Origin of the sequence: Streptomyces sp. NBC_01463, from assembly GCA_036227345.1 — a bacterium.
GTDB lineage: Bacteria > Actinomycetota > Actinomycetes > Streptomycetales > Streptomycetaceae > Streptomyces.
Map to the genome: position 1 here is coordinate 6922184 of CP109468.1, position 24979 is coordinate 6947162.

At 73.2% G+C, this 24979-nt stretch carries 19 protein-coding genes and 1 pseudogene; 4 read left to right on the top strand and 16 right to left on the bottom strand.

Translation table 11 applies throughout. The features are described from left to right. Nucleotide 1: 1 nt before the first annotated feature. The 4 genes from OG521_30535 to OG521_30550 all read right to left on the bottom strand — a co-directional run bounded on the left by OG521_30535 (nt 2) and on the right by OG521_30550 (nt 3771). Nucleotides 2-400, bottom strand: a complete 399-nt coding sequence (locus tag OG521_30535) for an ectoine synthase (GenBank protein ID WUW24870.1) — start codon at nt 398-400, stop codon at nt 2-4. 65 nt (nt 401-465) lie between these two features. Then, complete coding sequence (gene ectB, locus OG521_30540) at nt 466-1728, bottom strand: diaminobutyrate--2-oxoglutarate transaminase (protein WUW24871.1); 1263 nt, start codon at nt 1726-1728, stop codon at nt 466-468. A gap of 86 nt (nt 1729-1814) precedes the next feature. Continuing rightward, a complete protein-coding gene (ectA, locus tag OG521_30545; protein WUW24872.1) occupies nt 1815-2279 on the bottom strand; it encodes a diaminobutyrate acetyltransferase in 465 nt (154 codons plus the stop codon). A 385-nt stretch (nt 2280-2664) separates the two neighbouring features. Beyond that, nucleotides 2665-3771 carry an aminotransferase class V-fold PLP-dependent enzyme gene (locus tag OG521_30550; protein ID WUW24873.1) on the bottom strand — a complete coding sequence of 369 codons (1107 nt, stop codon included), beginning with the start codon at nt 3769-3771 and terminating at the stop codon, nt 2665-2667. 170 nt (nt 3772-3941) lie between these two features. On the opposite strand from OG521_30550, the gene OG521_30555 reads away from it, so the two are divergent. The 3 genes from OG521_30555 to OG521_30565 all read left to right on the top strand — a co-directional run bounded on the left by OG521_30555 (nt 3942) and on the right by OG521_30565 (nt 7081). Then, on the top strand, nt 3942-5039 hold the full coding sequence (locus OG521_30555; protein ID WUW24874.1) for an amidohydrolase family protein: 1098 nt from the start codon (nt 3942-3944) through the stop codon (nt 5037-5039). A 343-nt stretch (nt 5040-5382) separates the two neighbouring features. Further along, entirely contained in the window at nt 5383-6510 is a 1128-nt protein-coding gene (locus OG521_30560; protein WUW24875.1) for an LPXTG cell wall anchor domain-containing protein, read from the top strand. A 172-nt stretch (nt 6511-6682) separates the two neighbouring features. Further along, nucleotides 6683-7081, top strand: coding sequence for a group 1 truncated hemoglobin (locus OG521_30565; GenBank protein ID WUW24876.1), 399 nt, complete (start codon nt 6683-6685; stop codon nt 7079-7081). Here OG521_30565 and cobC read toward each other — a convergent pair. From cobC to cobM, 5 genes and pseudogenes are all read right to left on the bottom strand, one after another. Continuing rightward, nucleotides 7071-8129 (bottom strand): annotated as a pseudogene (cobC, locus tag OG521_30570) (Rv2231c family pyridoxal phosphate-dependent protein CobC). The gene OG521_30565 and the pseudogene cobC overlap by 11 nt on opposite strands. A 19-nt stretch (nt 8130-8148) precedes the next feature. Then, entirely contained in the window at nt 8149-9060 is a 912-nt protein-coding gene (locus OG521_30575) for a sirohydrochlorin chelatase (protein WUW24877.1), read from the bottom strand. Nucleotides 9061-9113: 53 nt separating this feature from the next. Continuing rightward, nucleotides 9114-10838, bottom strand: a complete 1725-nt coding sequence (gene cobJ, locus OG521_30580; protein WUW24878.1) for a precorrin-3B C(17)-methyltransferase — start codon at nt 10836-10838, stop codon at nt 9114-9116. After that, a complete protein-coding gene (gene cbiE, locus OG521_30585; protein ID WUW24879.1) occupies nt 10835-12091 on the bottom strand; it encodes a precorrin-6y C5,15-methyltransferase (decarboxylating) subunit CbiE in 1257 nt (418 codons plus the stop codon). Before cbiE ends, cobJ begins: the two co-directional genes overlap by 4 nt. Then, nucleotides 12088-12936 carry a precorrin-4 C(11)-methyltransferase gene (gene cobM / locus OG521_30590; protein WUW24880.1) on the bottom strand — a complete coding sequence of 283 codons (849 nt, stop codon included), beginning with the start codon at nt 12934-12936 and terminating at the stop codon, nt 12088-12090. Before cobM ends, cbiE begins: the two co-directional genes overlap by 4 nt. Before the next feature lie 77 nt (nt 12937-13013). Between cobM and OG521_30595 the strand changes: the two genes are divergently transcribed. Continuing rightward, entirely contained in the window at nt 13014-13736 is a 723-nt protein-coding gene (locus OG521_30595; GenBank protein WUW24881.1) for a ZIP family metal transporter, read from the top strand. A gap of 5 nt (nt 13737-13741) precedes the next feature. Here the strand turns inward: OG521_30595 and cobI are convergent, their stop codons facing one another. From cobI to OG521_30630, 7 genes are all read right to left on the bottom strand, one after another. Further along, the gene (cobI, locus tag OG521_30600) at nt 13742-14470 is read right to left on the bottom strand and encodes a precorrin-2 C(20)-methyltransferase (GenBank protein WUW24882.1); all 729 of its coding nucleotides are present in this window, start codon (nt 14468-14470) and stop codon (nt 13742-13744) included. Then, nucleotides 14467-15927: a cobyrinate a,c-diamide synthase gene (locus OG521_30605; protein ID WUW24883.1), complete on the bottom strand. Its 1461-nt coding sequence runs from the start codon at nt 15925-15927 to the stop codon at nt 14467-14469. Before OG521_30605 ends, cobI begins: the two co-directional genes overlap by 4 nt. After that, on the bottom strand, nt 15921-16520 hold the full coding sequence (gene cobO / locus OG521_30610; GenBank protein ID WUW24884.1) for a cob(I)yrinic acid a,c-diamide adenosyltransferase: 600 nt from the start codon (nt 16518-16520) through the stop codon (nt 15921-15923). The genes OG521_30605 and cobO overlap by 7 nt, the downstream gene beginning before the upstream one ends. Further along, entirely contained in the window at nt 16520-18550 is a 2031-nt protein-coding gene (locus OG521_30615; GenBank protein WUW24885.1) for a putative cobaltochelatase, read from the bottom strand. Before OG521_30615 ends, cobO begins: the two co-directional genes overlap by 1 nt. Before the next feature lie 139 nt (nt 18551-18689). Next, on the bottom strand, nt 18690-22340 hold the full coding sequence (gene cobN, locus OG521_30620; protein WUW26856.1) for a cobaltochelatase subunit CobN: 3651 nt from the start codon (nt 22338-22340) through the stop codon (nt 18690-18692). Between the two features lie 32 nt (nt 22341-22372). Beyond that, nucleotides 22373-23914 (bottom strand): cobyric acid synthase, encoded by a 1542-nt coding sequence (locus OG521_30625; GenBank protein WUW24886.1) that lies wholly within the window; start codon nt 23912-23914, stop codon nt 22373-22375. Then, nucleotides 23911-24939 carry a cobalamin biosynthesis protein gene (locus OG521_30630; GenBank protein WUW24887.1) on the bottom strand — a complete coding sequence of 343 codons (1029 nt, stop codon included), beginning with the start codon at nt 24937-24939 and terminating at the stop codon, nt 23911-23913. Before OG521_30630 ends, OG521_30625 begins: the two co-directional genes overlap by 4 nt. Nucleotides 24940-24979: the final 40 nt, after the last annotated feature.

Below are 24979 nucleotides of genomic sequence, written 5' to 3' on the forward strand. Positions count from 1 at the left end.
TTCAGGCCTCCTCGGTCAACAGCGGGTATACACCGTTCTCGTCGTGGTCCTCCCGTCCGGTGACGGGAGGGTTGAAGACGCACACGCAGCGGAAGTCCGTCTTGGGGCGCAGCGTGTGGTGCTCGTGCCCGTTCAGCAGGTACATCGTGCCGGGGGCGATCCAGTGCTTCTCGCCGGTCTCGTCGTTGGTGAGTTCGGCCTCGCCCTCGGTGCAGAGCACGGCCTCGATGTGGTTGGCGTACCACATCGACGTCTCCGTGCCCGCGTAGAGCACGGTCTCGTGGAGAGAGAAGCCGACCTTCTCCTTGGCGAGCACGATGCGCTTGCTCTCCCAGGTGCCGGAGGCGGACTTAATGTGCCGGTCGGTGTTCTCGATGTCACTGAACGATCGGACGATCACGGTGGGTCAGTGCCTTTCTCTCTGCAGCGGTGTTTCTCGTCGGGCCCGCCCGGGGCGGGCCCGGGTCAGGCGGTCTCGCGGACGCAGCGGGCCAGCGTGCGCAGGCCCTCGTCCAGTTCCTCGGGGGTGATGGTCAGCGGCGGCAGCAGCTTCACGACCTCGCTCTGCGGGCCCGAGGTCTCCAGCAGCAGGCCCAGCTCGAAGGCCCGGGCGCAGACGGCCGACGCGCGCGCCGGGTCGTTGAACTCCAGGCCCCACACCAGGCCGCGGCCGCGGAACTGCGCGGTGTCGTGCTCGCCGCAGATCGCCAGCAGCGCCGACTCGACCTGCTCGCCGCGGGCCAGCGTCTGCTTCTCCATCTGGCCGTCGGCCCAGTAGGCGTCGAGGGCGGCGGCGGCGGTGACGAACGCCGGGTTGTTGCCGCGGAAGGTGCCGTTGTGCTCGCCCGGCTCCCAGATGTCCAGCTCGGGCTTGAACAGGCACAGCGACATGGGCAGCCCGTAGCCGCTGATGGACTTCGACAGCGTCACGATGTCCGGCGTGATGCCGGCCTCCTCGAAGGAGAAGAAGCCGCCGGTACGGCCGCAGCCCATCTGGATGTCGTCGACGATCAGCAGCATGTCCTGGCGCTCGCACAGCTCCTGCAGCGCGCGCAGCCACTCGGCACGGGCGACGTTGATGCCGCCCTCGCCCTGCACGGTCTCCACGATCACCGCGGCGGGCTTGTTGAGGCCGGAGCCCTGGTCCTCCAGGAGCCGCTCGAACCAGAGGAAGTCGGGGACCTGGCCGTCGAAGTAGTTGTCGAACGGCATCGGCGTGCCGTGCACCAGCGGGATGCCGGCGCCGGCCCGCTTGAAGGCGTTGCCGGTGACGGCCAGCGAGCCGAGCGACATGCCGTGGAAGGCGTTGGTGAAGGAGACCACGGACTCGCGGCCCTTGACCTTGCGGGCCAGCTTCAGCGCCGACTCGACGGCGTTGGTGCCCGTCGGGCCGGGGAACATCACCTTGTACGGCAGGTCGCGCGGCCGCAGGATGACGTTCTGGAAGGTCTCCAGGAAGGCCCGTTTGGCGGTGGTCGCCATGTCGAGGCCGTGGGTGATCCCGTCGCGCTCGATGTAGTCGATCAGCGCGCGCTTCAGCACCGGGTTGTTGTGGCCGTAGTTGAGCGAACCTGCGCCGGCGAAGAAGTCGAGGTACGAGTGGCCGTCCTCGTCGGTCAGCCGGGCGCCCTGCGCGCGGTCGAAGACGGCGGGCCAGCCGCGGCAGTAGCTGCGTACCTCGGACTCGAGGGTCTCGAAGACGCTAAGTGCGGGCGGGGTGATGGTCACAGCGGGTCTCCTGCGTGAGGGGGGTTGTGACGGGCGGCGGTGAAGGGGGACCGCGACGGGCTCGGCCCGTCGGCGGAAGTGCCTGCTCAGGCGTGGAACGGGCCGATGCGGTAGAGCACTTCCGGCAGATGGGTGGCCTCGGGGAACAGGCCGCCGTCGAAGAGCACCTCGTGCTCCAGGGCCACGTCGTGGCGCTGCGCGTAGGAGGTGAACAGGCGGTCCGACGCCTTGTTGTCCGGCGTGATGGTCGTCTCGACCGAGGCGAGCCCCTGCTCCGCGGCGACGCGTGCGGTCAGGGCGTCCAGCAGCTTCCCCGCCAGTCCGGTGCCCCGGTGGCCGTGGTCGACGGCCACCTGCCAGACGACGAGCGTCTCGGGGCGGTCTGGCCTGATGTACCCGGTCACGAAGGCGACCGGGCCGCCGGTCTCGTCGCGGGCGACCACGGAGGTCGCCGCGAAGTCACGGCACCACAGCAGGTAGCTGTACGAGGAGTTGAGGTCCAGGACCTCGGAGTCGCGGGCAATGCGCCAGATCGCGGCTCCGTCCTCCACTCGCGGGGTGTCGATAGTGATGAATTCGCTTCGGGCACGTGCAAAATCTGCTGGTGCGGCGGTCATGTGAATTGAATTTACCCAGCAAAAATCGAAATTGCATCGAGGCAAGGGGTTGGGTGGCGCGACTCCTTGTGTTATCACGCGAGTGTGCGCCCCGGCGCGAATCGGCTACGGTTTCTTCCGATTTGGTATGCATATATCCGGCATAATGCCCTCGGTGTGGAGTCGGTCACAAGGTAGTAACTCTCGTGAGACGCAACCGAATTGTGTAGATCGGGAGCCCCGGAAACTGGGGTGTTTAGCCCTCCGGAAAGCGGGCAGAAGAATGCGGGAAGCTGCTCTGGACAAGGCAGCTCCCCGCATTTATGGAATACGTCGGAATCTATTCGCCGAGCCAGGTTTCCGATACGGCCTTGCGGGCAGCTTCCAGATCGACCTGCCGGCCGGCATCGGCCAGCGCCGCCCCCAGAGCCGCGAGCGAGGAGAGCACCGCGCCCCGCGTCGCATCCACCCCGTAGTGATTGACCCGGATCATCTCCTTGGACAGCGCCCCGCCTCCCGCGATCAGCGGCAGCGACGGGTCCGCCGCGAGCGCCCGCGCGACCAGCTCCGCGGCGTCCACGCCCTCCGGCGTGCGCAGCGTCGTCGCCACCGGCGCCGCGTCCCGCGCCTCGTGCACGTACGGCGTCAGGCCCCCGCCGAGCGCCACCGCACCGGCCCGGGTGGCCGCCGCCGCGACGGCGTGACGGGCCATCAGCGCGTCCAGGCCCTCCGTCTCGATCCGCTCCACGCAGGCCTCCAGCGCCAGCATCTCCAGCTGGGCCGGGGCGTGCAGCAGCGCCTTGCGGCCGCCGTCGATCCAGCGCTCCTTCCAGTCCAGCAGGGAGAGGTAGGAGCGGCGCGGGGCCTGCGGGTTGGCGGCGATGCGCTCCCAGGCCCGGGCGCTCACCGACACCGCGGACACCCCGGCAGGGCCGCCCATCGCCTTCTGCGCGCCGATCACGCACAGGTCCACACCCCACGCGTCCGGCAGCAGCGGCTCGGCACCCACCGAGGCGACGGCGTCCAGCATGAACAGCGCCCCGTGCGCCCGGACGACCTCGCCGATCTCCGCGACCGGGTTGGTGTTGCCGGTCGCGGCCTCCGCGTGGACCAGCGAGACGAAGTCGATCTCCGGGTGCGCGGCCAGCGCCTCGGCGACCTGGGCGGCCGTCACGGCCGTGTGGAAGGGCACCGCGAGATCGATGACCTCGGCGCCGCAGTCGCGCAGCCAGTTGCCGAAGGTCTGCCCGTACGGCCCCGTGACCACGTTCAGTGCCGTCGAACCGGGCCGGGCACCGCCCCTGATGCAGCCTTCGAGGGGGAGGAGCGCCTCGCCCTGCATGATGACGACGTCCTGCTCGGTGTCGAGAAGACCGGCCACCCGCCGCTCGATCGCGGCGAAGTGCGCGGCGGTGAGCGGGGTCAGGTCGAGGAAGGGGTGCGTCACGGTGGTGCTCTCTTCGCGATCGGATCGGTGTGCGGCCCGGCCTGCGGACCTGGCTTGCTCCGAGGGTACCGAGCGCCGCGGGGACGCCCCGGACCCGTCTGCCGGATCGGCCCGCGCGGGGCGCGGCGCCGGGTCCGGGGCGCCGTGCGGCGCCTCGTACAGTGCTGCCCATGAGCGATCACGAGGCGCGGGTGCTGCAGGTGAAGGGGCGGGTGCTCGTCGGACCCGAGGAGGTCAGGGACGAGATCTGGGCGGTCGACGGACGCGTGACGTACGAGCGGCCCGCCGGTGCGGACGACGCGGTCGTCGTCACCGGCTGGGCGCTGCCGGGACTCGTCGACGCCCACTGCCACGTCGGGCTCGACCACCACGGCGCCGTCGACACCGCCACCACGGAGAAGCAGGCCCTCGACGACCGGGAGGCCGGCGCGCTCCTCCTGCGGGACGCGGGCTCGCCCGCCGACACCCGGTGGATCGACGGCCGCGAGGACCTGCCGAAGATCATCAGGGCGGGCCGGCACATCGCCAGGCCCCGGCGCTACACCCGTAACTACGCCCATGAGATCGAGCCCGACGAACTCGTGGCGTACGTGGCGCAGGAGGCGCGCCGCGGCGACGGCTGGGTGAAGCTGGTCGGCGACTGGATCGACCGCGAGGTGGGCGACCTGACCGCCTGCTGGCCCCGCGAGGAGGTCGCCGCGGCCATCGCCGAGGCCCACCGGCTGGGGGCCCGGGTCACCGCGCACTGCTTCGCCGAGGACTCTCTGCGCGATCTCGTCGAGGCCGGCATCGACTGCGTCGAGCACGCGACCGGGCTGACCGATGAGACCATCCCGCTCTTCGCCGAGCGCGGGGTCGCGATCGTCCCCACCCTGGTCAACATCGCCACATTCCCCGAACTGGCGCAGGGCGGCGAGGCCAAGTTCCCGCGGTGGTCCGCCCATATGCGCCGGCTGCACGAGCGCCGCTACGACACCGTGCGGGCCGCGTACGACGCCGGGGTGCCGGTGTTCGTCGGAACGGACGCAGGCGGGGTGCTGGCCCACGGACTGGTGGCCGACGAGGTCGCCGAGCTCGTCAAGGCGGGCATCCCGCCCCTGGAGGCGCTGTCCGCGACGACATGGGGAGCGAGGGCGTGGCTCGGCAGGCCCGGCCTGGAGGAGGGCGCCCCGGCCGACCTGGTGGTGTACGACGAGGATCCGCGGGCGGACGTACGGGTGCTGGCGGCCCCGCGCCGGGTCGTGCTGAACGGGCGCGTGATCGGCTGATCCCGGTGTCCCGGGTCCGGGCCGTGCCCGGACGGGCCCGGGACACACCGTGTTGACCGGCAGTGACCGGGAGCGGGCCCGCTCGTTGAATCACTTCACCGTCTCCCGTGCACGGGCCGTCCGGGCCGCCCGCGCTCGGTGAAACGGGTGAACGCGAGGAACGTACGTGCCGGAATATTCGAATGTAGACACGGAAACCCCCCTTTGGGGTGAACTCACCTCAGGTATCTGCCAGTTCACCCTCTGTGCGTAAAGATTCACGGAGTCGAGGCCACCGGTGCCCGCGATGTCCCCCATTGGACGGCGCCGGTGGCTCCATGTCTCTTGTGGGGGTTCCACCATCTTGAACAGCAACACCTTCCGCCTCGCCGCCCTGGCGGTCGCCGCCGCTCCCGTCGCCCTGCTGGTCGCCGTCCCGGCGCACGCCACGGACGCGACCACCACCACGACCACCGGTGGCGGGAAGGCGAGCGCGGTCGTGCTCCGTACCGCACTCGACGTCTCGCTCCTGAACAAGACGATCGATGTGCCGCTCAAGGCCACGCTCAACGAGGTGCAGGCGCCGAGGAGCGCCGAGAAGACCGCGCTCAGCGTGAAGCTCGACGGGGTGGAGAGCGGAAGGCCGGTCGACGTGCTGCGGGCCGACGTGGCCACGGCGAAGGCGACCGTCGGCAAGCACCGCGCCGAGGGTTACACCAATGTGGCCAGGGCGCGGCTCCACCTGCCCGGTCTGCCGCTGCTCTCGCTGATCGAGGTCGAGCAGGTCACCTCCAAGGCCGTCTGCGAGGTGGGCCACAAGCCGGTGGCCGAGTCGAACGTCCTGGGTCGTGTGAAGGTCCTCGGCAAGCGGATCACCCTCACCGCCGGAGGCACCACGCAGGTCAAGGTGCCGGGCGTCGGCGCGGTGACGCTCGACCTGTCGAAGACCAGCACCACCTCGCGCACCGCGGCCGCGGTGGCGCTCCAGCTGAAGGTCTCGGTCAACCCGCTCGATCTGAACGTCGCCGACGTGCAGGGCGAGGTCACCCTCGCCGAGGCCACGTGCGAGACGCCGAAGGCGGCGGGCGGCACGGGCGGCGGGGACAACGGAGGCAGTGACAACGGCGGCAACGGCAACGGAGGCAACGACAACGGCGGTTCGAGCGACGGCGGCTCCACCGACGGCGGTTCGGACAACGGCGGATCGGACAACGGCGGCTCCACCGACGGCGGTTCGGACAACGGCGGCTCCACCCACGGCGGTTCGAGCAACGGTGGCTCGGACAACGGCGGTTCCGGCAGCGGCGGTTCGGGCGGCGGCGACGTGAAGCCCCAGACCGGCACCGGTCACGCGCCCCAGTCCGCCGTCGACGCCGACCTCGCCGAGACGGGCAGCAGCTCCACCACGCCGTACGTCGCCGGCGGTGCCGCCTTCCTGCTGGCGCTCGGCGCCGGTGCGATGGTCGTGGCCCGGCGGCGCGCGCAGGACTGACGCCCGGGCGCACATGAGCAGGCCCGAGGGGGCGGCCGGGGGGCCGTAGGGGGACGGAGGGGAGGGGAGCGGCGTTCCGCAGGCGGAACGCCGCTCCCCACTTGTGCGGCCGCGCCACCGGATGCCGACGACCGCCCCCGCAGGACGGGGATCGGCGCTATGTTCGGCTGCCATGGACCAGACCACAGACCCGGCCACGCCGGACGAAGCGGCGCCGGAGTCCCTCTTCGAGCAGATCGGCGGCGCCGGAGCCGTCGCCGCCGTGGTGGACATCTTCTACGCACGCGTTCTGGCCGACCCCGAGCTGACCGCCTACTTCGCGGGCAAGGACGTCACCCGGCTCAAGGCCCACCAGCGGCTCTTCGTCGGCAGCGCCCTCGGAGCCACGACCCCCTACACCGGCCGGGCCATGGGCCGCGCCCACCAGGAACTCGCCATCACCGGGCCCCACTTCGACCGCGTCGTGGACCACCTCGCCGCCGCACTGACCGACGGCGGCGTCGATCCCGCCACCATCGGCGTGATCGCCGCCAAGCTCGCCCCGCTCAAGCCGGACATCGTCAGCGGCTGACCGCGGACAGCACCTGGAGCGCCTGGTCGAACGCCTGGAGGAAACGGTTGGTCGTCGTACGGTCCCGGACGGCCAGCCGCAGCCACTCGGTGCCGAGCCCGGGGAACGTGTCGCCGCGCCGGGCCGCGAAGCCCAGCAACCGCAGCCGCTCGCGTATCTCCGCGGCCCCCTCCAGCCGGACCAGCACGAACGGCCCCTGGGCCGGCTCCACCACCCGTATCTCGGTGAACTCCCGCAGACCCGCGACCAGATGGCAGCGGTCCACCGCGATCCGGTCCGCGGCCGCCGCCGCCTCGGCCAGTGCCCGCGGCTCCATGCACGCCTCGGCCGCCGCCAGCGCCGGCGACGACACGGGCCACAGCGGCTGCGCCTCCTCCAGCAGCCGCACGGTCTCCGGCGCGGCCGCCACGTACCCGATCCGCAGCCCGGCCAGCCCCCACGTCTTGGTGAGGCTGCGCAGCACCACGAGCCCGGGGACGTCCGTACGGCCGCACAGCGCCTCGCGCTCGCCCGGCACCGCGTCCATGAACGCCTCGTCGACCACCAGCGTCCGCCCGGGGCGCGCCAGCCGCTCCAGCACGGCCGCGGGATGCAGTACGGACGTCGGGTTGGTCGGATTGCCGACGACCACCAGGTCCGCGTCCGCAGGCACATCGGCCGGGTCCAGCCGGAAGCCGTCCCCGGCCCGCAGCAGCACCCGTTCCACCTCGTGCCCGGCAGCGCGCAGCGCCGACTCGGGCTCGGTGAACTGAGGATGGACCACGACCGGGCGGCGGGCCGGCAGGGCCCGGGCGATCAGCACGAACGCCTCCGCCGCACCGGCCGTCAGCAGCACTCGCTCCGCAGGCAGCCCGTGCCGTGCGGCGACCGCCGCACGCGCCTGACGCCCGTCCGGATACGCGGCGAGCGCGCCCAGGGACGCGGCTATCCGCTCCTTCAGCCAGGCCGGTGGGGTCCCGGCCCGTACGTTGACGGCGAGATCGGTCAGATCCCGGCCCCGTCCCCGTACCTCCGCGTCACCGTGGTGCCGCAGATCGTGCGCGCCCGCGCCTGTGGCGCCGGGGCGTTCAGTGGGAGTGTGCATGACCGCCATGGTGGGGGTGGTGGTGATGGCCGTCGTCGTCAGGGTGGAAGTGCGGCTGCTGCGGCAGTCCCACCTTGTCCTCGAAGCCCGGCAGTGCGATCCGGTACACGCAAGAGTCGCAGTTCATCCGCAGATCGCCCTTGACTGCCTCCCGGTAGCGCTCCATGACCAGATCGAGCAGTTCCTCAGCGGCACCGATCACCTCGGCCGACCGGACGTCCAGCTCCGCATGGGCGGCGGCCCACTCCTCGGTCTGGTGACGCACCCGGTCCGGCAGGATGCCGGTGAAGAGGAAGTACGGCAGAACGACTATGCGCCCCGCACCCAGCTTCACGCAACGGTCGAGACCGGACGGCACGTCGGGGGCGGCCAGCGAGACGAACGCCGTCTCCACACCCGCGTAGCCCCGCCCCTCCCAGAACAGCCGCGCCGCCTTGTACACCTCGGCGTTGGCGTCCGGATCGGTGGAGCCACGCCCCACCAGCAGGACCGTCACCTCGGACCGGTCGGTGTCGCCCAGCACCTCGTCGACCCGCCGCTCCAGCACCTTCAGCAGCCCCGGGTGCGGGCCGAGCGGACGCCCGTAGGTGTACGAGATGCCCGGGTGGCGCTCCTTCTCACGGGTCAGCGCCGCCGGGATGTCGCCCTTGGCGTGACCGGCCGACACCAGCATCAGCGGGACGGCGGCGAAGTGCTTGACGCCCTGCTCGACGAGTTCGGTCACCGCGTCGCCCAGCGGCGGCGGCGACAGCTCGATGAAGCCGCCCGCGACGGGCAGCCGCGGGTTGCGGGCGCCGAGCTCGGCCACGAAGTCACGGAAGGCGGCTGCCCCGCCCTCGTCCCGGGTGCCGTGGCCGGCGATGAGCAGTGCGGGCTGGGCGGACGGGGTGTTCACGGATTCTCCTCGGTGTTCATGGGGGGTGGTGCGGTGCGGTGCGGCGGGCCGGTTCACGGGGCCGGCCGCGGAGCGGGCGCGGCGGTGGCGGACTGCCAGCGGTAGCCGCGCGGGGTGACCATGCGGCCCGCGATCTCACGGGTGGCCGTGTTGCCCACGGTGACGACGGTCATCATGTCGACCACCGCCGGGTCCAGCGCAGCCAACGACGTGACCAGGCTGCTCTCGTCGGGCCGCGAGGCATTGCGTACGACTCCGACCGGGGTCGCCGGGTCGCGGTGTCCGGCCAGGATCGACAGCGCCTTCGGGAGCTGCCAGTCACGGCCCCGGCTGCGCGGGTTGTAGAACGTCACGATGATGTCGGCCTCGGCGGCGGCCCTGACCCGGCGCTCGATGACCTCCCACGGCGTGTGCAGGTCGGACAGGCTGATCGAGACGTGGTCGTGGCCCAGCGGGGCGCCCAGGATCGCGGCGGCCGCCAGCGCGGCCGTCACCCCCGGCACACCCACCACGTCGATGTCGGCGCCCGCCTCGGCGAGCGCGGGCGATGCCATCGCGTACACCCCCGCGTCACCACTGCCGATCAGCGCCACCGCATGCCCCTTGCGGGCCTCGGTGACCGCCGTGCGGGCCCGCTCCTCCTCGGCGCCGAGCCCCGACTCCAGGACCGTGGTGCCGGGCCGCAGCAGGTCCCTGATCTGGTCGACGTACTGATCGAGCCCGACCAGCACCGACGCCCGCCGCAGCTCCTCCCGGGCGCGCGGCGTCAGCAGATCGCGGGCACCGGGCCCGAGCCCGACGACGGCGAGCCGGCCGCGCGGGGCCCTGCGCACCACCGCGCAGGTGGCCATCGCCGCCCGCCCCTCCGGCCGCGACTTCCGCTTCGGCACCAGCAGTTCACCGCCGCCGGCGAGCGCGGCGGCCTCCGCGACCGAGGGCGTGCCGACGGCGGCGAGCGGCGCTTCGGACGGATGCGGCACCTCGATCCGGGCCAGCTCGTCGGCCGGGTACGTCCGCAGCGGCACCCCGAGACCGGCGGCGGCGGCCACGATCCCGGGCTCCCCGGCCTTCGCGTCCACGGTCACCAGCTCCGCGACGCTCAACGGCGAGAGCCCGGCGTCCTCCAGCGCCTCCCGGACCAGCCCGAGCACCTCGTCGGCGGGCGCGTCCTTGGAAGCCCCGACCCCGACGGCGAGCGAGGCCGGCCGCAACACGGCCTCCCGCGAACCGAGTCCGACGACGCGGTCGGTGATGTGCAGCACCGCGGACCCGGCGGCGCCGGGGCTCACGTTCGGCGGCAGAGCGGGCAACGGCCGCACCACGTCGGCCCGCAGCGTCACCGGAGCACCGTCGAGCATCGCCCGCGACACCCCCGCGACATCCCCCTCCACGGGGAGCCCCAGCGTGTCCAGACCGGGCACGCCCACCGCGTCCGTCGCCGTCGTCACCACCGGCGCCGCGCCCAGCACCTCGCCGACCGCGACCGCCAGGACGTTCGCCCCGCCGCCGTGCCCGCCGAGCAGCGCCACCGCATGGCGCCCCGCCTCGTCGACACAGACGACGCCCGGGTCCGCCGCCTTGTCCACGAGCAGCGGTGCCACCAGCCGCACCACGGCCCCCGTCGCGAGGAAGCACACCAGCTGCTCGCACTCGGCGAACGCGCGCCGCACGGCCTCGCCCACCGGACCGTCGTAGACCACGGCACGGCCGGGCCAGGCCGAGGCCAGCCGGTCACGGGCGACGGCACCCGCCGCCGTCGCGGAGATCAGGCCGATCACTGGATTGCTCCTTCACTTGCACCGGCCGCGGAGCGGACGCCCCACAGCAGAAAGACCGGATTGGCCGCCGCGAGCCGGGTCACGTCACCGGGCAGCGGCGCCAGCCGCGACGACTGCAGCAGCACACCCTCGGGCACGAACCCGGCACCGGCCAGCGCCGACCGCACCGGCCCGACCCGGTCCAGGGCCGCCACCGCGACCACCACGGCCCGCCGCGCCCGCCGGGCGCACGCCGTCACGATCGCGGGCAGGTCGTGCCCGCCGCCCCCGACGAACACCGCGTCGGGGTCCGCCAGATCGGACAGCACTATCGGCGCGGCCCCGTGCACCGCCCGTACGTACACACCGTGCGCGGCGGCGTTCGCGCGGATCCGCTCGACCCCGTCCGCCGTCTTCTCGACGGCCACGGCGGCAGCGCCGAGCCGCGCGCACTCCACCGCCACCGATCCCGAACCGGCACCGATGTCCCACACCAGATCTCCCGTACGCGGCCCGAGCCGGGCCAGCGCCAGCGCCCGCACCTCGAACTTGGTGATCATCGAGTCGCGGTGCTCGAACTCCGCCTCGTCCAGCGCCCACCCGGCCGGACCGGCGGCCGGACCGCCCACCGTCCGCACCGGCGACAGGGCCCTCGACTCGTCCAGGCACAGCACCACGCTCACCGGGTCAGGCCACTCCCGGTCCGCCGCCTCCCGCAGCGTCAGCCGCTCGACGCGCTCGCGCTCCGGATCCCCGAGCGCCGTCGCGACGACCAGGGTCCGCTCCCCGCTCCGGTACAGCAGCCCCGCCGCCAGCTCCGCGGGCCCGGCACCGGGACCGGTCAGCACCGCGACCTTGGGGTGCGCGAAGCACACGTTCACCGCGGTGCGCGGATCACGCCCGTGCGCGCTGACGACGACCGCGTCGTCCCACGGCAGTCCCAGCCGGGCGAACGCCACCGCGATCGACGGCGCACCCGGACGCACATCGAGCGCCGCCGGACCGAACCGCTCGGCCAGCGCCCGCACGATCCCGAAGAACCCCGGATCGCCGGAGGCCAGCACGACCACCCGCGCCCCGTCATCGGCGAGGTGCTTCCCGATCCGGTCGAGCGCGGGGGCCAGCGGCCCCAGCACCAGCCGCCCGGCGCCCGCGGGCAGCGCGGCGCCGTCCAGATGGCGCCGGGCCCCGACCACCAGCGTGGCCCCGGCCAGCTCCCGCACGGCGTCGGGGCAGAGCGGCGCCCCCGTCCCCGTACCGAAGACCCGGATCACGAGCCGGACCGCTGGGCGCGCAACTCGGCCCGGGCCGCCTTGTCCGCCTTGCGGTACCCGTGGAAGTGGCCCGGGTGGTAGAGGTGCGAACGGGTCCCCGACGCCGACAGGGCCGGGCCGACCAGGAAGAGCGTGTGCTTCCAGAGCTTGTGCTCCTTGACCGTGGCCTCCAGCGTCTCGATCGTGCAGTGCAGGATCAGCTCCTCCGGCCAGGTCGCCTGGTACGCGATCACGACCGGCGTGGACGTCGGGTAACCGCCCTCCAGCAGCTCCTGCGTCAGCTGACCCGACCGGGCCGCCGACAGGAACAGCGCCATCGTCGTGCCGTGCCGGGCGAACTCCCGCACCTCCTCACCGGGCGGCATCGGCGTCTTGCCGCCGCCGAGCCGGGTCAGGATCACCGACTGCGCCACCTCCGGGATCGTCAGCTCGCGCTGCGCGATGGCCGCGACCGCCGAGAACGACGACACCCCGGGCACGATCTCGACCGCGACCCCCAGCTCGCCGCACCGGTCGACCTGCTCCTGGGTGCCGCCCCACAGCGCCGGGTCACCGGAGTGGATGCGCGCCACCTTCAGCCCCTCGTCGCCCGCCCGCCGGTAGACGGCGACGACCTCTTCGAGGGACATCTGCGCCGAGTCGAGGATCTCCGCACCCTCCCGGGCGTGTTCGAGGACCTCCTCCTGCACGAGGCTGGCCGCCCAGATGACGATGTCGGCGTCCGCGATGGCCCGCGCCGCCCGGAAGGTCAGCAGATCGGCGGCGCCGGGTCCGGCACCGACGAACGTCACGGTGCCGCGGGTGGGCGCGGCGACTGCGCCGGCTGCGTCGACTGCTTCGGACATGGGACGGGTCCTTTCGAGAACGTGGAACGTGGGATTCGGGGATGCGCGCACCGGGGTCAATCGGCTAGCAAGAGCCCATGGCGGTGTTCGTCGCGCTCGGCGCGTTCCTGATGACCCTGGTCGGCGGCTGGGTCGCCCAGCGCGTCACCGACCGCCGCCACCTGGTGCTCGGATTCGCCGGCGGACTGATGCTCGGCGTGGTCGGCCTCGACCTGCTGCCGGAGGCCATCGAGGCCGCGGGCGGCCTCGTCCTCGGCGTACCGGCCGCCCTGCTGCTGTTCGTGGGCGGCTTCCTCGTCGCGCATCTGGTGGAGCGTCTGCTCGCCGTACGCCAGGCGGCACACGGCGCGAGCGAGGAGCGCGTGCCGCAGGTCGGCCTGACGGCGGCGGCCGCGATGGTCGGCCACAGCCTGATGGACGGCGTGGCGCTCGGCGCCGCCTTCCAGGTCGGCGGCGGCATGGGAGCGGCCGTCGCCCTCGCCGTCATCACCCACGACTTCGCCGACGGCTTCAACACGTACACGATCACCAGCCTGTACGGGAACGCCCGCCGCAAGGCCCTGACGATGCTGTACGCGGACGCGGCGGCGCCCGTCGTCGGCGCGGCGACGACGCTCGTGTTCACCCTTCCGGAGGAACTCCTTGGCTGCTATCTCGGCTTCTTCGGCGGTGCGCTGCTCTACCTCGCCGCCGCCGAGATCCTGCCCGAGGCGCACCACGACCACCCGGCCCGCTCCACGCTGTTCTGCACGGTCGCCGGAGTGGGCTTCATCTGGCTGGTGGTGGGCCTCGCGGACTGACCGCCTCACAGCTTCCCGCCCCGCCCGCCGTCGCGCGGCGCGGGCGCGATCAGCGTGGAGAGATACGGCAACGGGCCGTCGGCCAGCTCCGCCGCCGGCCGGATCGACTCCTCCGGCAGCCCGAGCGCCGAACCCCACACCGCGTCCTCGGTCCGCCCCGTCTCGCGCAACGCCGTGGCGACCTCCTCGGCCAGCCGGCCGAACTTGTACGCGACGACCGTCCCGGGCCCCTCCAGCGCCTCCTTCAGCACGGCCGCCCCCGCCGTCACCGGCACCAGTGTCAACGGCTCGGTGCCCTCGGTCAGCACCGCACCGCTGCGCGCCGCCAGGTCCTGCATGGCGGTGATCCCCGGCACGGTCACCACGGCCGTCCCCGGCAGCAGCTCCCCGATGGTGTGCGCGAGATAGGTGAACGTCGAGTACACATTGGGGTCCCCGATGGTCGCGAACGCCACCGAACCGTGCGTACGCAGCAGTTCCGCGACCCGCGCCCCCGCCGCGTCCCACGCCGCCTCCCGGCGCGCCCGGTCCGTCCGCTCGTTCAGCGCGAACACGACCCGCACGACCTTCTCGGCCCCGACGTAGTGCAGCACGGTCGCCTCGGCCCGCCCCCGCTCACCGGTGTCCATCACCGGCACCACGACGACGGCGGCATCCCGCAGCGCGTTGACGCCCTTGACGGTCACCAGCTCCGGATCACCGGGCCCGACCCCGACCCCGACCAGTGTGTTCATCCCTTGCACCTCTCCACGAATCGGCGGGCCGCACCGGGCGCCGAAGCCCAATGAACATGCAGATAACTCGCGTGCACGCCCTGCTGCACGAACCCCTCGACCCGCCGCTCCGGCTGGTGCACGCCCCAGGCAGGCGCGTCCCCCGCCCCGGGCTCCAGCACGGTGCGGTGGAACTCGTGCCCACGCATCCGGGTCCCGGCCACGGCCAGCACACTGTCCGAGAGCGCCACGGCGTCCCGGTACCCGAGCGTCAGCCGCTCGGACATCCGCGCCTCGGCGTCCAGCACCCCGCACATCGGCAGCCCGTCGAGCGACCGGGCCAGATACAGCAGCCCCGCACACTCGGCGGCGACCGGCGCCCCGGAGGCCACCAGCTCCGCGACGGCCTTGCGCAACGGCTCGTTGGCCGACAGCTCCGGCGCGTACACCTCGGGAAAACCACCCCCGACGACGAGCCCCGCCGTCCCCTCGGGCAGTGCCTCGTCACGCAACGGATCGAACGGCACGACGGTGGCCCCGGCGGCGGCGAGCAGCTCACTGTGCTCGGCGTAGGAGAAGGTGAAGGCAGGCCCGGAAGCGACGGCGACCTTCCGCCCCTCCGGCGTACTTTCCAGCCCTTCTGCCCCACCCAGCCCCTCCGGCGTTTGAGGAGCGGGGTCCGGGACGGAGCCCCGGTTGCGGGAACGGGCGGGGAGGGGAACAGGCCCGCCGCAGGCGCCCACAGCCTCAGCCGCGCTCCACGCACCCGCACCCGGCACGGGAGGCGCGGACCGGGCCAAGGCAAGCAACGCCTCCAGGTCACACCCCGCCCGCACCCGATCCCCCATCGCCGCGACAGCGGCCACCGCGTCGCTCCGCCGCTCGGCCACGGGCACCAGCCCCAGATGCCGCGACGGCACCGCCACCTGCCCGGCCCGCCGCAACACCCCCAGCACCGGCACCCCGGACTCGTCCAGGGCCTCCCGCAGCAACGCCTCGTGCCGGTCGGAGCCCACCTTGTTCAGGATCACGCCGCCGATCCGCACCTGCGTGTCCCACGAGGCGAATCCGTGCACCAGCGCCGCCACGGACCGCGACTGCGACGACGCGTCCACGACGAGCACCACAGGCGCCCGCAACAACGTCGCGACCTGCGCCGTGGAGGCGAGCTCCCCGTGCCCGGACGCCCCGTCGTACAGCCCCATCACGCCCTCGACGACCGCCAGGTCACACCCCTGCGCACCGTGCGCGAACAGCGGGGCGATCAGCTCCGGCCCGCACATGTACGCGTCGAGATTGCGCCCCGGCCGCCCGGTGGCGAGGGCGTGGTAACCCGGATCGATGTAGTCGGGCCCCACCTTGTGCCCGGACACGGCGAGCCCCCGCCCGGCGAAGGCGGCCATCAGACCCGTCGCGACGGTGGTCTTGCCGCTGCCGGACGCCGGCGCGGCGATGACCAGGCGCGGAACACTCACCACTCGATGCCCCTCTGGCCCTTCTGCCCGGCGTCCATCGGGTGCTTGACCTTCGACATGTCGGTCACCAGATCGGCGGCGTCCACCAGCGCGGCGGGCGCGTTGCGCCCGGTGATCACCACGTGCTGGTTGCCCGGCCGCCGGCGCAGCACCTCGACGACCTCATCGGTGTCGACCCACCCCCAGTGCATCGGGTAGGCGAACTCGTCGAGCACGTACAGCCGGTACGTCTCCGCCGCCAGGTCGCGCTTGACCTGCTCCCAGCCCTCCCGCGCCGCCGCCTCGTTGTCGAGCTGCTGATCGCGCTGGACCCAGGACCAGCCCTCGCCCATCTTGTGCCAGGCGACGGACCCGCCCTCGCCGCTCGCGCCGAGGACCTTCAGCGCGTTCTCCTCGCCGACCTTCCACTTCGCCGACTTCACGAACTGGAAGACCCCGATCGGCCACCCCTGATTCCAGGCCCGCAGCGCGAGCCCGAAGGCGGCCGTCGACTTGCCCTTGCCGATGCCGGTGTGCACCACCAGCAGCGGCCGGTTGCGGCGCTGCCGGGTGGTCAGCCCGTCGTCCGGCACGCTGACCGGCTGTCCCTGCGGCATTACGCGGCCCTCCTGCTGTAGCCCTGAACGTCCTTGACCAGCCCGGCGATCGAGTCGGCGCGCAGCTCGTCGAGCGTGACGGCGGTGCCGCCCAGCTCACCCGCGAGACTCGCCGCGAGCCCGAGCCGCACGGGCCCCGACTCGCAGTCCACGACGACGGACGCCGTGCCCTCGGCCTCGTGCAGCCGGGCCGCCCGCGCGGCCAGCGCCACCGGCTCAGGCCCCCCGGTCGCCCGCCCGTCGGTCACCACGACCAGCAACGGCCGCCGCGAGGGATCGCGCAGCCGCTCCACACGCAGCACGTCGTGCGCCTTCAACAGCCCGGCGGCCACCGGGGTGCGCCCGCCGGTCGGCAGCATCTCCAGCCGCGCGGCGGCGGCGTCCACGGACGAGGTCGGCGGCAGCGCCACCTCGGCGTCCTTGCCCCGGAAGGTGATCAGCCCGACCTTGTCGCGCCGCTGGTAGGCGTCCATCAGCAGCGACAGCACCGCACCCTTCACGGCGGTCATCCGCTGCCGGGCGGCCATCGACCCGGACGCGTCCACGACGAACAGGACGAGGTTCCCCTCGCGCCCTTCCCGCGTCGCCTGCCGCAGATCGTCCCGCCGCACCACCAGCCCCCGCCCGGACCGGCCCCGCGCCCGCTGATGCGGGGCGGCGGCCTGCACGGTCGCGGCCAGATGCAGCTTGGTCAGCGCGCCCTGCGGCCGCCGGGCACCGGTCGTCCGCCCGTGCTCGGTACGCGCCCGGGACCGCCGCCCCGCCGCGCCCTCGCCCAGACCGGGCACGCTCAGCATCTTCGTACGGAACGGCTCACCGGCCCGCACGGGCTGCTGCTCGCCGCCGCCGGAGGACTGCCCCCGCGCCGGCTCCTGCTCCTTCTCCCCGCCCTGCTCGGGCACGGACTGCGCGGGCGTGTCGCCGGCCCCGTCCTCACCCTGCGGCGGCGTGTCGGGCCCGTCACCCTCCGGCGGCCGGCCGCCGCCACCGGGCCCGTCCGGGTCCGGGTCGTCGTCCTCGCCGCTGTTCTGCTCCAGCGTGTCGTCGAGCTTGTCCTCGTCGAGCCCCGGCGCGTCGAACGGATTGCGCCGGCGCCGGTGGGGGAGCGCGAGCAGGGCGGCCTGCCGTACGTCCTCGGCCAGCACGTCGTTGCGCCCGGCCCAGGCGGCCAGCGCGGTGGCGGTCCGGGCCATCACGATGTCGGCCCGCATCCCGTCGACCTCGAAGGCCGCACAGGTCGCGGCGATCTGCCGCAACGCGCCATCACCCAGCCGGACGTGCGGGAGCAGCGCCCGGGCGGCCACGATCCGGGCCCGCAACGCGCCTTCCTCGTCGGCCCACCTGGCGGCGAACGCGGCCGGGTCGTCGTCGTACGCGAGCCGGCGCCGCACCACCTCCACCCGCAGATCGGTCTCACGGGAGGCGGCGACCTCGACGGTCAGCCCGAACCGGTCGAGGAGCTGGGGCCGAAGCTCCCCCTCCTCGGGGTTCATCGTCCCGACGAGCAGGAAGCGCGCGGCATGCCGTACGGAGACGCCCTCGCGCTCCACGTAGGAGGCACCCATGGCGGCGGCGTCCAGCAGCAGGTCGACCAGATGGTCGTGGAGGAGATTGACCTCGTCGACGTACAGGATCCCGCGGTGCGCGTCGGCGAGGAGTCCCGGCTCGAAGGCCTTCACACCCTCGGCGAGAGCCCGCTCGATGTCGAGCGCCCCGACGAGCCGGTCCTCGGAGGCACCGACGGGCAGCTCCACGGTCCGCGCGGCCCGTGACACGCCGGCACCGGTCTCGTGGGGCCCGTCGGGACACGCCGGATCGGGTGCCGCCGGAGCACACGAGAACCGGCACCCGGGAACGACGGCCACCTCCGGCATGAGCGCGGCGAGCGCGCGCACGGCGGTGGACTTGGCGGTCCCCTTCTCGCCACGCACGAGGACACCGCCCACGGCGGGCGACACGGCGTTGAGCAGCAGCCCGAGCCGGAGATCGTCCTGTCCGACGATGGCGGTGAAGGGATAAGGCGTACTCACAAGACCTCCTTGGGGGAACATTCCAGCCCCTCCGGCGTTTGAGGAGCGGGGGTCCGGGGGCGGAGCCCTCGGTTACGGGAAGGGGCGGGACAGGGGAGAACGTCCGCCGCAGGCGCCACACCCACCATGCGTACCCCGCTCACTCGTCCCCCTCCAGATCGCCCTCGAGCTCCAGATACGTGGCCCGCAACCGCTCCAGCGTCTCCGCGTCCGGCTCCGCCCACAGCCCCCGCTCGGCCGCCTCCAGCAACCGCTCCGAAATCCCGCGCAGCGCCCACGGGTTGGACTTCTTCATGAAGTCCCGGTTGGTCTCGTCGAACACGTACTCCGCCGACAACTTCTCGTACATCCAGTCGTCGACGACCCCGGCGGTCGCGTCGTACCCGAACAGGTAGTCCACGGTCGCCGCCATCTCGAAGGCGCCCTTGTACCCGTGCCGCCGCATGGCCGCCATCCAGCGCGGGTTCACGACCCGCGCGCGGAAGACGCGATGCGTCTCCTCACCCAGCGTCCGCGTCTTCACCTGATCCGGCGTCGCCGAATCCCCGACGTACGCCTCGGGCGACTCGCCCGTCAGATGCCGCACCATGGCGACCATGCCGCCGTGGTACTGGAAGTAGTCGTCGGCGTCGACGAGGTCGTGCTCCCGGGTGTCGACGTTCTTCGCCGCCACCGCGATCCGCCGGAACGCCGTCTCCATGTCCCCGCGCGCCGCCCGCCCCTCCAGCCCGCGCCCGTACGCGTAACCGCCCCAGACCGCGTACACCTCGGCCAGGTCCGCGTCCGACCGCCAGTTGCGCGCGTCGATCAGCGGCAGCAGCCCCGCCCCGTAAGCCCCCGGCTTCGAGCCGAAGATGCGGGCCGTGGCCCGTCGGCGGTCGCCGTGCTCGGCGGTGTCCTCGTCGGCGTGCGCCCGTACGTAGTTGGCGTCGGCCGGCTCGTCCAGCTCCGCCACCGCGCGGACCGCGTCGTCGATCAGGCCCACCACGTGCGGGAACGCGTCCCGGAAGAAGCCCGAGATCCGGACCGTCACATCGATGCGCGGCCGCCCCAGCTCGCTCACCGGCACCACCTCGAAGCCGGTCACCCGGCGCGAGGCGTCGTCCCACACCGGGCGGCAGCCGAGCAGCGCCAGGATCTCCGCGATGTCGTCACCCTGGGTGCGCATCGCGGAGGTGCCCCACACCGTCAGACCGACCGACTTCGGGTAGTCGCCCGTGTCGGCGAGGTACCGGGCGATCAGCGAGTCCGCGAGGGACTGGCCGACCTCCCACGACAGCCGGGACGGAATCGCCTTCGGGTCCACGGAGTAGAAGTTGCGGCCCGTCGGCAGCACGTTGACGAGCCCGCGCGTCGGCGAGCCCGAGGGACCGGCCGGGACGAAGCCGCCGTCCAGCGCCTTCAGGATGTGGTCGATCTCGTCGGTCGTCCGGGCCAGCCGGGGCACGACCTCCTCGCAGGCGAAGCCCAGGACGGCGACGGCGGCCGGGAGTTCGATGCCCAGCACCTCCCGGACCAGGCCGGCCACCGCCGGGAGCTCCCAGCCGCGCGCCTCCATGCCCTCCGCGAGCCGGCGGCACAGCTGCTCCAGCAGGTCGATCGCGTCCGCGCCCGTCCGCGCCGGCCCGTCCACCAGCCCGGTCAGCCCGTCCGGCACCTTCACGGCCGCGCCCGGCTCGCCCAGCAGCTCCTTCTCGCTGAGCCCGAAGTGCTCGGCGATGGCCGCCCGCAGACCGGGCAGCGCGTTGGCCGTGCCGCCCCACACCTGCGAGGCGCGCAGCACCGCGAGGACGAGGTTGACCCGGGCCTCGTCGACCGGGCCGCCGCCCAGGATGTGCAGCCCGTCGCGGATCTGGACGTCCTTGATCTCGCACAGGTAGCCGTCGATGTGCATGACGAACGAGTCGAAGTCGTCGTCGCCCGGCTGCTCGTCGACATGCAGGTCGTGGTGCAGCTCGGCGGCCTTGACCAGCGTCCAGATCTGCGCCCTCACCGTCGGAGCCTTGGTCGGGTCCAGGTCGCTGACCAGCGCGTACTCGTCGAGCAGCTGCTCCAGCTTCGCGAGGTCGCCGTAGGTGTCGGCGCGGGCCATCGGCGGCACCAGGTGGTCCACCACCGTGGCGTGGCCGCGCCGCTTGGCCTGGGTGCCCTCGCCCGGGTCGTTGACGATGAACGGGTAGATCAGCGGCAGTTCGCCGAGCACCGCGTCCGGGCCGCAGCCGGCCGACAGGCCGAGGCCCTTGCCGGGCAGCCACTCCATCGTGCCGTGCTTGCCCATGTGGACGACGGCGTCCGCGCCGAAGGTGTTCTCCAGCCAGCGGTAGGTGGCCAGGTAGTGGTGCGAGGGCGGCATGTCCGGGTCGTGGTAGATCGCGATCGGGTTCTCGCCGAAGCCGCGCGGGGGCTGGATCAGCACCACCACGTTCCCGAACTGGAGCGAGGCGAGGACGATGTCGTCCCCGTCCACGTACAGCGAGCCCGGCGGCTCGCCCCAGTGCTCCAGCATCGAGTCGCGCAGCTCCGGCTCCAGCTTCGCGAACCACTGCCGGTAGTCGGCCAGCGGCACCCGCGCCGGAGCCGCCGCGAGCTGCTCCTCGGTCAGCCACTCCACGTCGTGGCCACCGGCGTTGATGAGGCGGTGGATCAGCTCGTCACCGTTGTCCGGGTGGCCCTCGACGCCGTAGCCGGCAGCGCGCAGCGCGTCCAGGACGCGGACGGCGGATGCGGGGGTGTCCAGGCCGACCGCGTTGCCCACGCGGGAGTGCTTGGTGGGGTAGGCGGTGAAGACCAGGGCGAGCTTCTTCTCGGCGTTGGTCTTGTGCCCGAGGACGGCGTGGCGCACCGCGATCCCGGCGACGCGGGCGGCCCGCTCGGGGTCCGCGCGGTACACCGGCACCTCGTCCGGCCCCTGCTCCTTGAAGGAGAACGGGACGGTGATGAGGCGGCCGTCGAACTCCGGGATGGCGACCTGCATCGCCGCGTCCATGGGGGAGAGCGCGGCGTCCGACGCGTCCCACGCCGCCCGCGAGGACGTCAGGCACAGCCCCTGCAGCACCGGCACGTTCAGATCGGCGAGCGCGCCGATGTCCCAGGCCTCGTCGTCGCCCCCGGCGGAGGCGTCGGACGCGCGGGTGCCGCCGGCCGCGAGCACCGTGGCGACCAGGGCGTCGGTCCGGCCGAGCAGCTCGTACAGGGCGGCGTCCGCGCCGCGCAGCGAACCGCAGTACACGGCAAGGGCGTTGGCGCCGCGTGCCTCGACCGCGTCGCACAGCACGTCGACGAACGAGGTGTTCCCGGAGAGGTGGTGCGCCCGGTAGAAGAGCACCCCGACGGTCGGGCGGCCCTCGACGAACTCCCGCTCGCCGTGCACCCCCCACTCGGGCATCTTCTGCGGCTCGGCGAAACCGTGCCCGGTCAGCAGCACGGTGTCGGAGAGGAAACGGGCCAGCTCGACGAGGTTCCCCGGGCCACCCTCCACCAGATAGCGCAGCGCCTCGGCGACGACGCCCGCCGGTACGGACGACTCGGCCATCAGCTCCGCGTCCGGCACGGCCTCACCGCCGAGCAGCACGGTCGGGATGCCGGCCGCCTTCAGGGCGGCGAGTCCGTCCTCCCAGGCGCGCTTGCCGCCCAGCAGCCGGACGACGGCGACGGAGGCTCCCTCGATCAGCGCGGGGAGTTCCTCGTGGACATCGATACGGGTCGGGTTGCCGATCCGGAAGGGCGCGCCCGAGGCACGGGCGGCCAGGAGGTCCGTATCGGCGGTCGACAGCAGCAGCACCGTGCTCAGCTGGGCGCTCGACGGGGCGTTCGACGGGGCGTTCATGCGCGTGCTCCAGGTGCTCCGGGGGCGATGAAGGGAAGTCCTGCCGGTGCGCCCGACTCGATGAGTCGCCACAGCGCATCGGTGTCCGCGTGTTCTTCGATCAGGTCGCCGAGGCGGTCGAGCTGTTCCTCGCGCAGCGCGGCGAAACAGGTGTCGGGTGCGGGGACGAAGCGGCGGCCGGCGGCCCGCGCGGTCTCCGTCAGGAAGCGGCGGCGGAACGCGTCGCTCTCCAGCGAGCCGTGCCAGTGGGTGCCCCACACGGAGCCGGACCGGCAGCCGTCGAGGCGCCCGCCCCGCCCGTCGGTGAGGAACGGTTCGCCGCCGCGCACGTCCGCGACGCCGTGGTGGATCTCGTACCCCTCGACGGGGGCGCCGAGCGCCTCGCCGGCCGGCCGGGCGAGGGTCTTCTCACGGTCGAACCGGACGCGTACGGGAAGGAGTCCGAGCCCGTCGACCTTCCCGGCGCGCGACTCGACGTCGTCCTCGATCTCCTCACCGAGGATCTGGTAGCCGCCGCAGATGCCGAGCACCGGACGGCCCTCGGCGGCGCGCCGCAGCAGGGCGTCGGCGAGCCCGCGCTCACGCAGCCAGGCCAGCGCCTTCACGGTGCCGCGGGTGCCGGGCACGATGACGAGGTCGGCGTCGTGCAGTTCCTCGGCCCGGTCCACGAACCGCACCACGACGCCCGGTTCGGCGGCCAGCGCGTCCACGTCGGTGAAGTTCGACATCAGGGGCACCGCGCACACGGCGACGCGCAGGATGTCCTCGCCGTGCGGCGGCGCGACGACCGACTCCCGGACGGCGCCGCGCAGCGAGACCCGCAGACCGTCCTCCTCGTCGATGCCGAGCCCGTGGGCGAACGGCAGCACGCCGTACGTCGGCCGCCCGGTGAGATCGCGCAGCATGTCCAGTCCCGGTTCCAGCAGCGACACGTCGCCGCGGAACTTGTTCACCAGATACCCGGCGATCAGCTCCTGGTCCTCGGGGGCGAGCAGCGCCGTCGTGCCGAAGAACGACGCGAAGACCCCGCCGCGGTCGATGTCGCCGACGACCACGACCGGGAAGCGCGCAGCCCGGGCGATGCCCATGTTCACGATGTCCGTGCGCCGCAGATTGATCTCGGCCGGACTGCCCGCCCCCTCGCAGATCACCGCGTCATACGTGCCCCGAAGCTGCTCCAGACAGTCCACGACGGTGGACAGAAGCGATTCCTGCCGGCCGCCGTGGTAGCCGCGGGCGCTCATCTCGCCGACCGGGCGCCCCATCAGGACGACCTGGCTTGAGCGGTCGCTGCCGGGCTTGAGCAGCACCGGGTTCATCAGCGCGGTCGGCTCGACGCGAGCGGCCTGTGCCTGCATGGCCTGGGCGCGGCCGATCTCGGCACCCTCACGGGTGACGAAGGAGTTGAGCGACATGTTCTGCGCCTTGAACGGCGCCACCTTCACACCCCGGCGCACCAGCCAGCGGCAGATGCCCGCCGTGACGACGCTCTTGCCCGCGTCCGATGTGGTCCCGGCGACCAGCAGTCCGCCGCTCATGTCGGTCTCCGTCCTGAGAGTCGAGGTGCTCCTGTACGAGGTGCTGCGGTACGGGTTCCCGGGGTCCTGCCTGCCGCGATCCGCCGGGCCGCGAGGCCCATGCCGGCCCGGGCCGCCACGCTGACGCCGAGGGCCAGCACGCCGACCCGGCGAGACAGCCGCACGGCGCGTTCGATGTCCGCGGTCTCCACCGCCCGGCCCGCGCCGCCGTTGAGCACGGGGCGGTGCTCGACCCGGCCGCCGTAGGCGAGCGTGCCGCCGAGCCGTACGCCGAGCGCGCCCGCGAACGAGGCCTCCACCGGGCCCGCGTTGGGGCTCGGGTGCTTCGCCGCGTCCGCCCGCCAGGCCCGGACCGCGCCCCGCGGGTCTCCTCCCGCCGCCACGGCGAGCAGGGCCGTCAGCCGGGCGCCCGGCCACCCCGCGACGTCGTCGAGGCGGGCCGAGGCCCAGCCGTAACGGCGGTAGCGGGGCGACTTGTGGCCGACCATCGCGTCGAGCGTGTTGGCGGCCCGGAAGCCGACGAGTCCCGGGACCCCGGCCAACGCCCCCCACACCAGGGCGCCGACCACGGCGTCCGAGGTGTTCTCGGCGACGGACTCCACGACGGCACGGGCGATCTGCGGCCCGTCCAGCGACTGCGGGTCGCGGCCGCACAGATGCGGCAGCCGTTCACGGGCCAGGCCGATGTCCCCTGCGGCGAGCGCGGCACCGATGGCCCTGGCCTCGCGCCCCAGCGACGTACCGCCGACGACGGACCAGGTGGCGGCGGCGGTCAGGGCGACGGACGCGGCGGGGTGGCGGCGCAGGGCGCGGGAGGCCAGTGCGGCGCCCCCGGCGGCGCCTCCGGCGCAGACCAGGGTGTGCAGGGCGCCCCACCCGCGGTGGTCGCGCCACAGGCGGCCTTCGACGCCTGCCGCGGCCCGCCCGAAGGCGGCGACCGGGTGCCCCCTGCGGGGGTCACCGAGCAGCAGATCGCCGATCAGACCGGCCGTGGCGCCGTACGCGAAGATGCGATCGGCACGCACGGTTCAGCCGGCCGTTGCGCCTCGAAGGACCTTGGAACCT

Bases quoted from the DNA above. Each gene is read 5' to 3' on its own strand.
- cobM (WUW24880.1), bottom strand. From the start codon at position 12,936: ATGTCCGAAGCAGTCGACGCAGCCGGCGCAGTCGCCGCGCCCACCCGC.
- cobI (WUW24882.1), bottom strand. From the start codon at position 14,470: ATGAACACACTGGTCGGGGTCGGGGTCGGGCCCGGTGATCCGGAGCTG.
- cobO (WUW24884.1), bottom strand. From the start codon at position 16,520: ATGCCGCAGGGACAGCCGGTCAGCGTGCCGGACGACGGGCTGACCACC.
- OG521_30565 (WUW24876.1), top strand. From the start codon at position 6,683: ATGGACCAGACCACAGACCCGGCCACGCCGGACGAAGCGGCGCCGGAG.
- OG521_30555 (WUW24874.1), top strand. From the start codon at position 3,942: ATGAGCGATCACGAGGCGCGGGTGCTGCAGGTGAAGGGGCGGGTGCTC.
- OG521_30625 (WUW24886.1), bottom strand. From the start codon at position 23,914: ATGAGCGGCGGACTGCTGGTCGCCGGGACCACATCGGACGCGGGCAAG.
- OG521_30595 (WUW24881.1), top strand. From the start codon at position 13,014: ATGGCGGTGTTCGTCGCGCTCGGCGCGTTCCTGATGACCCTGGTCGGC.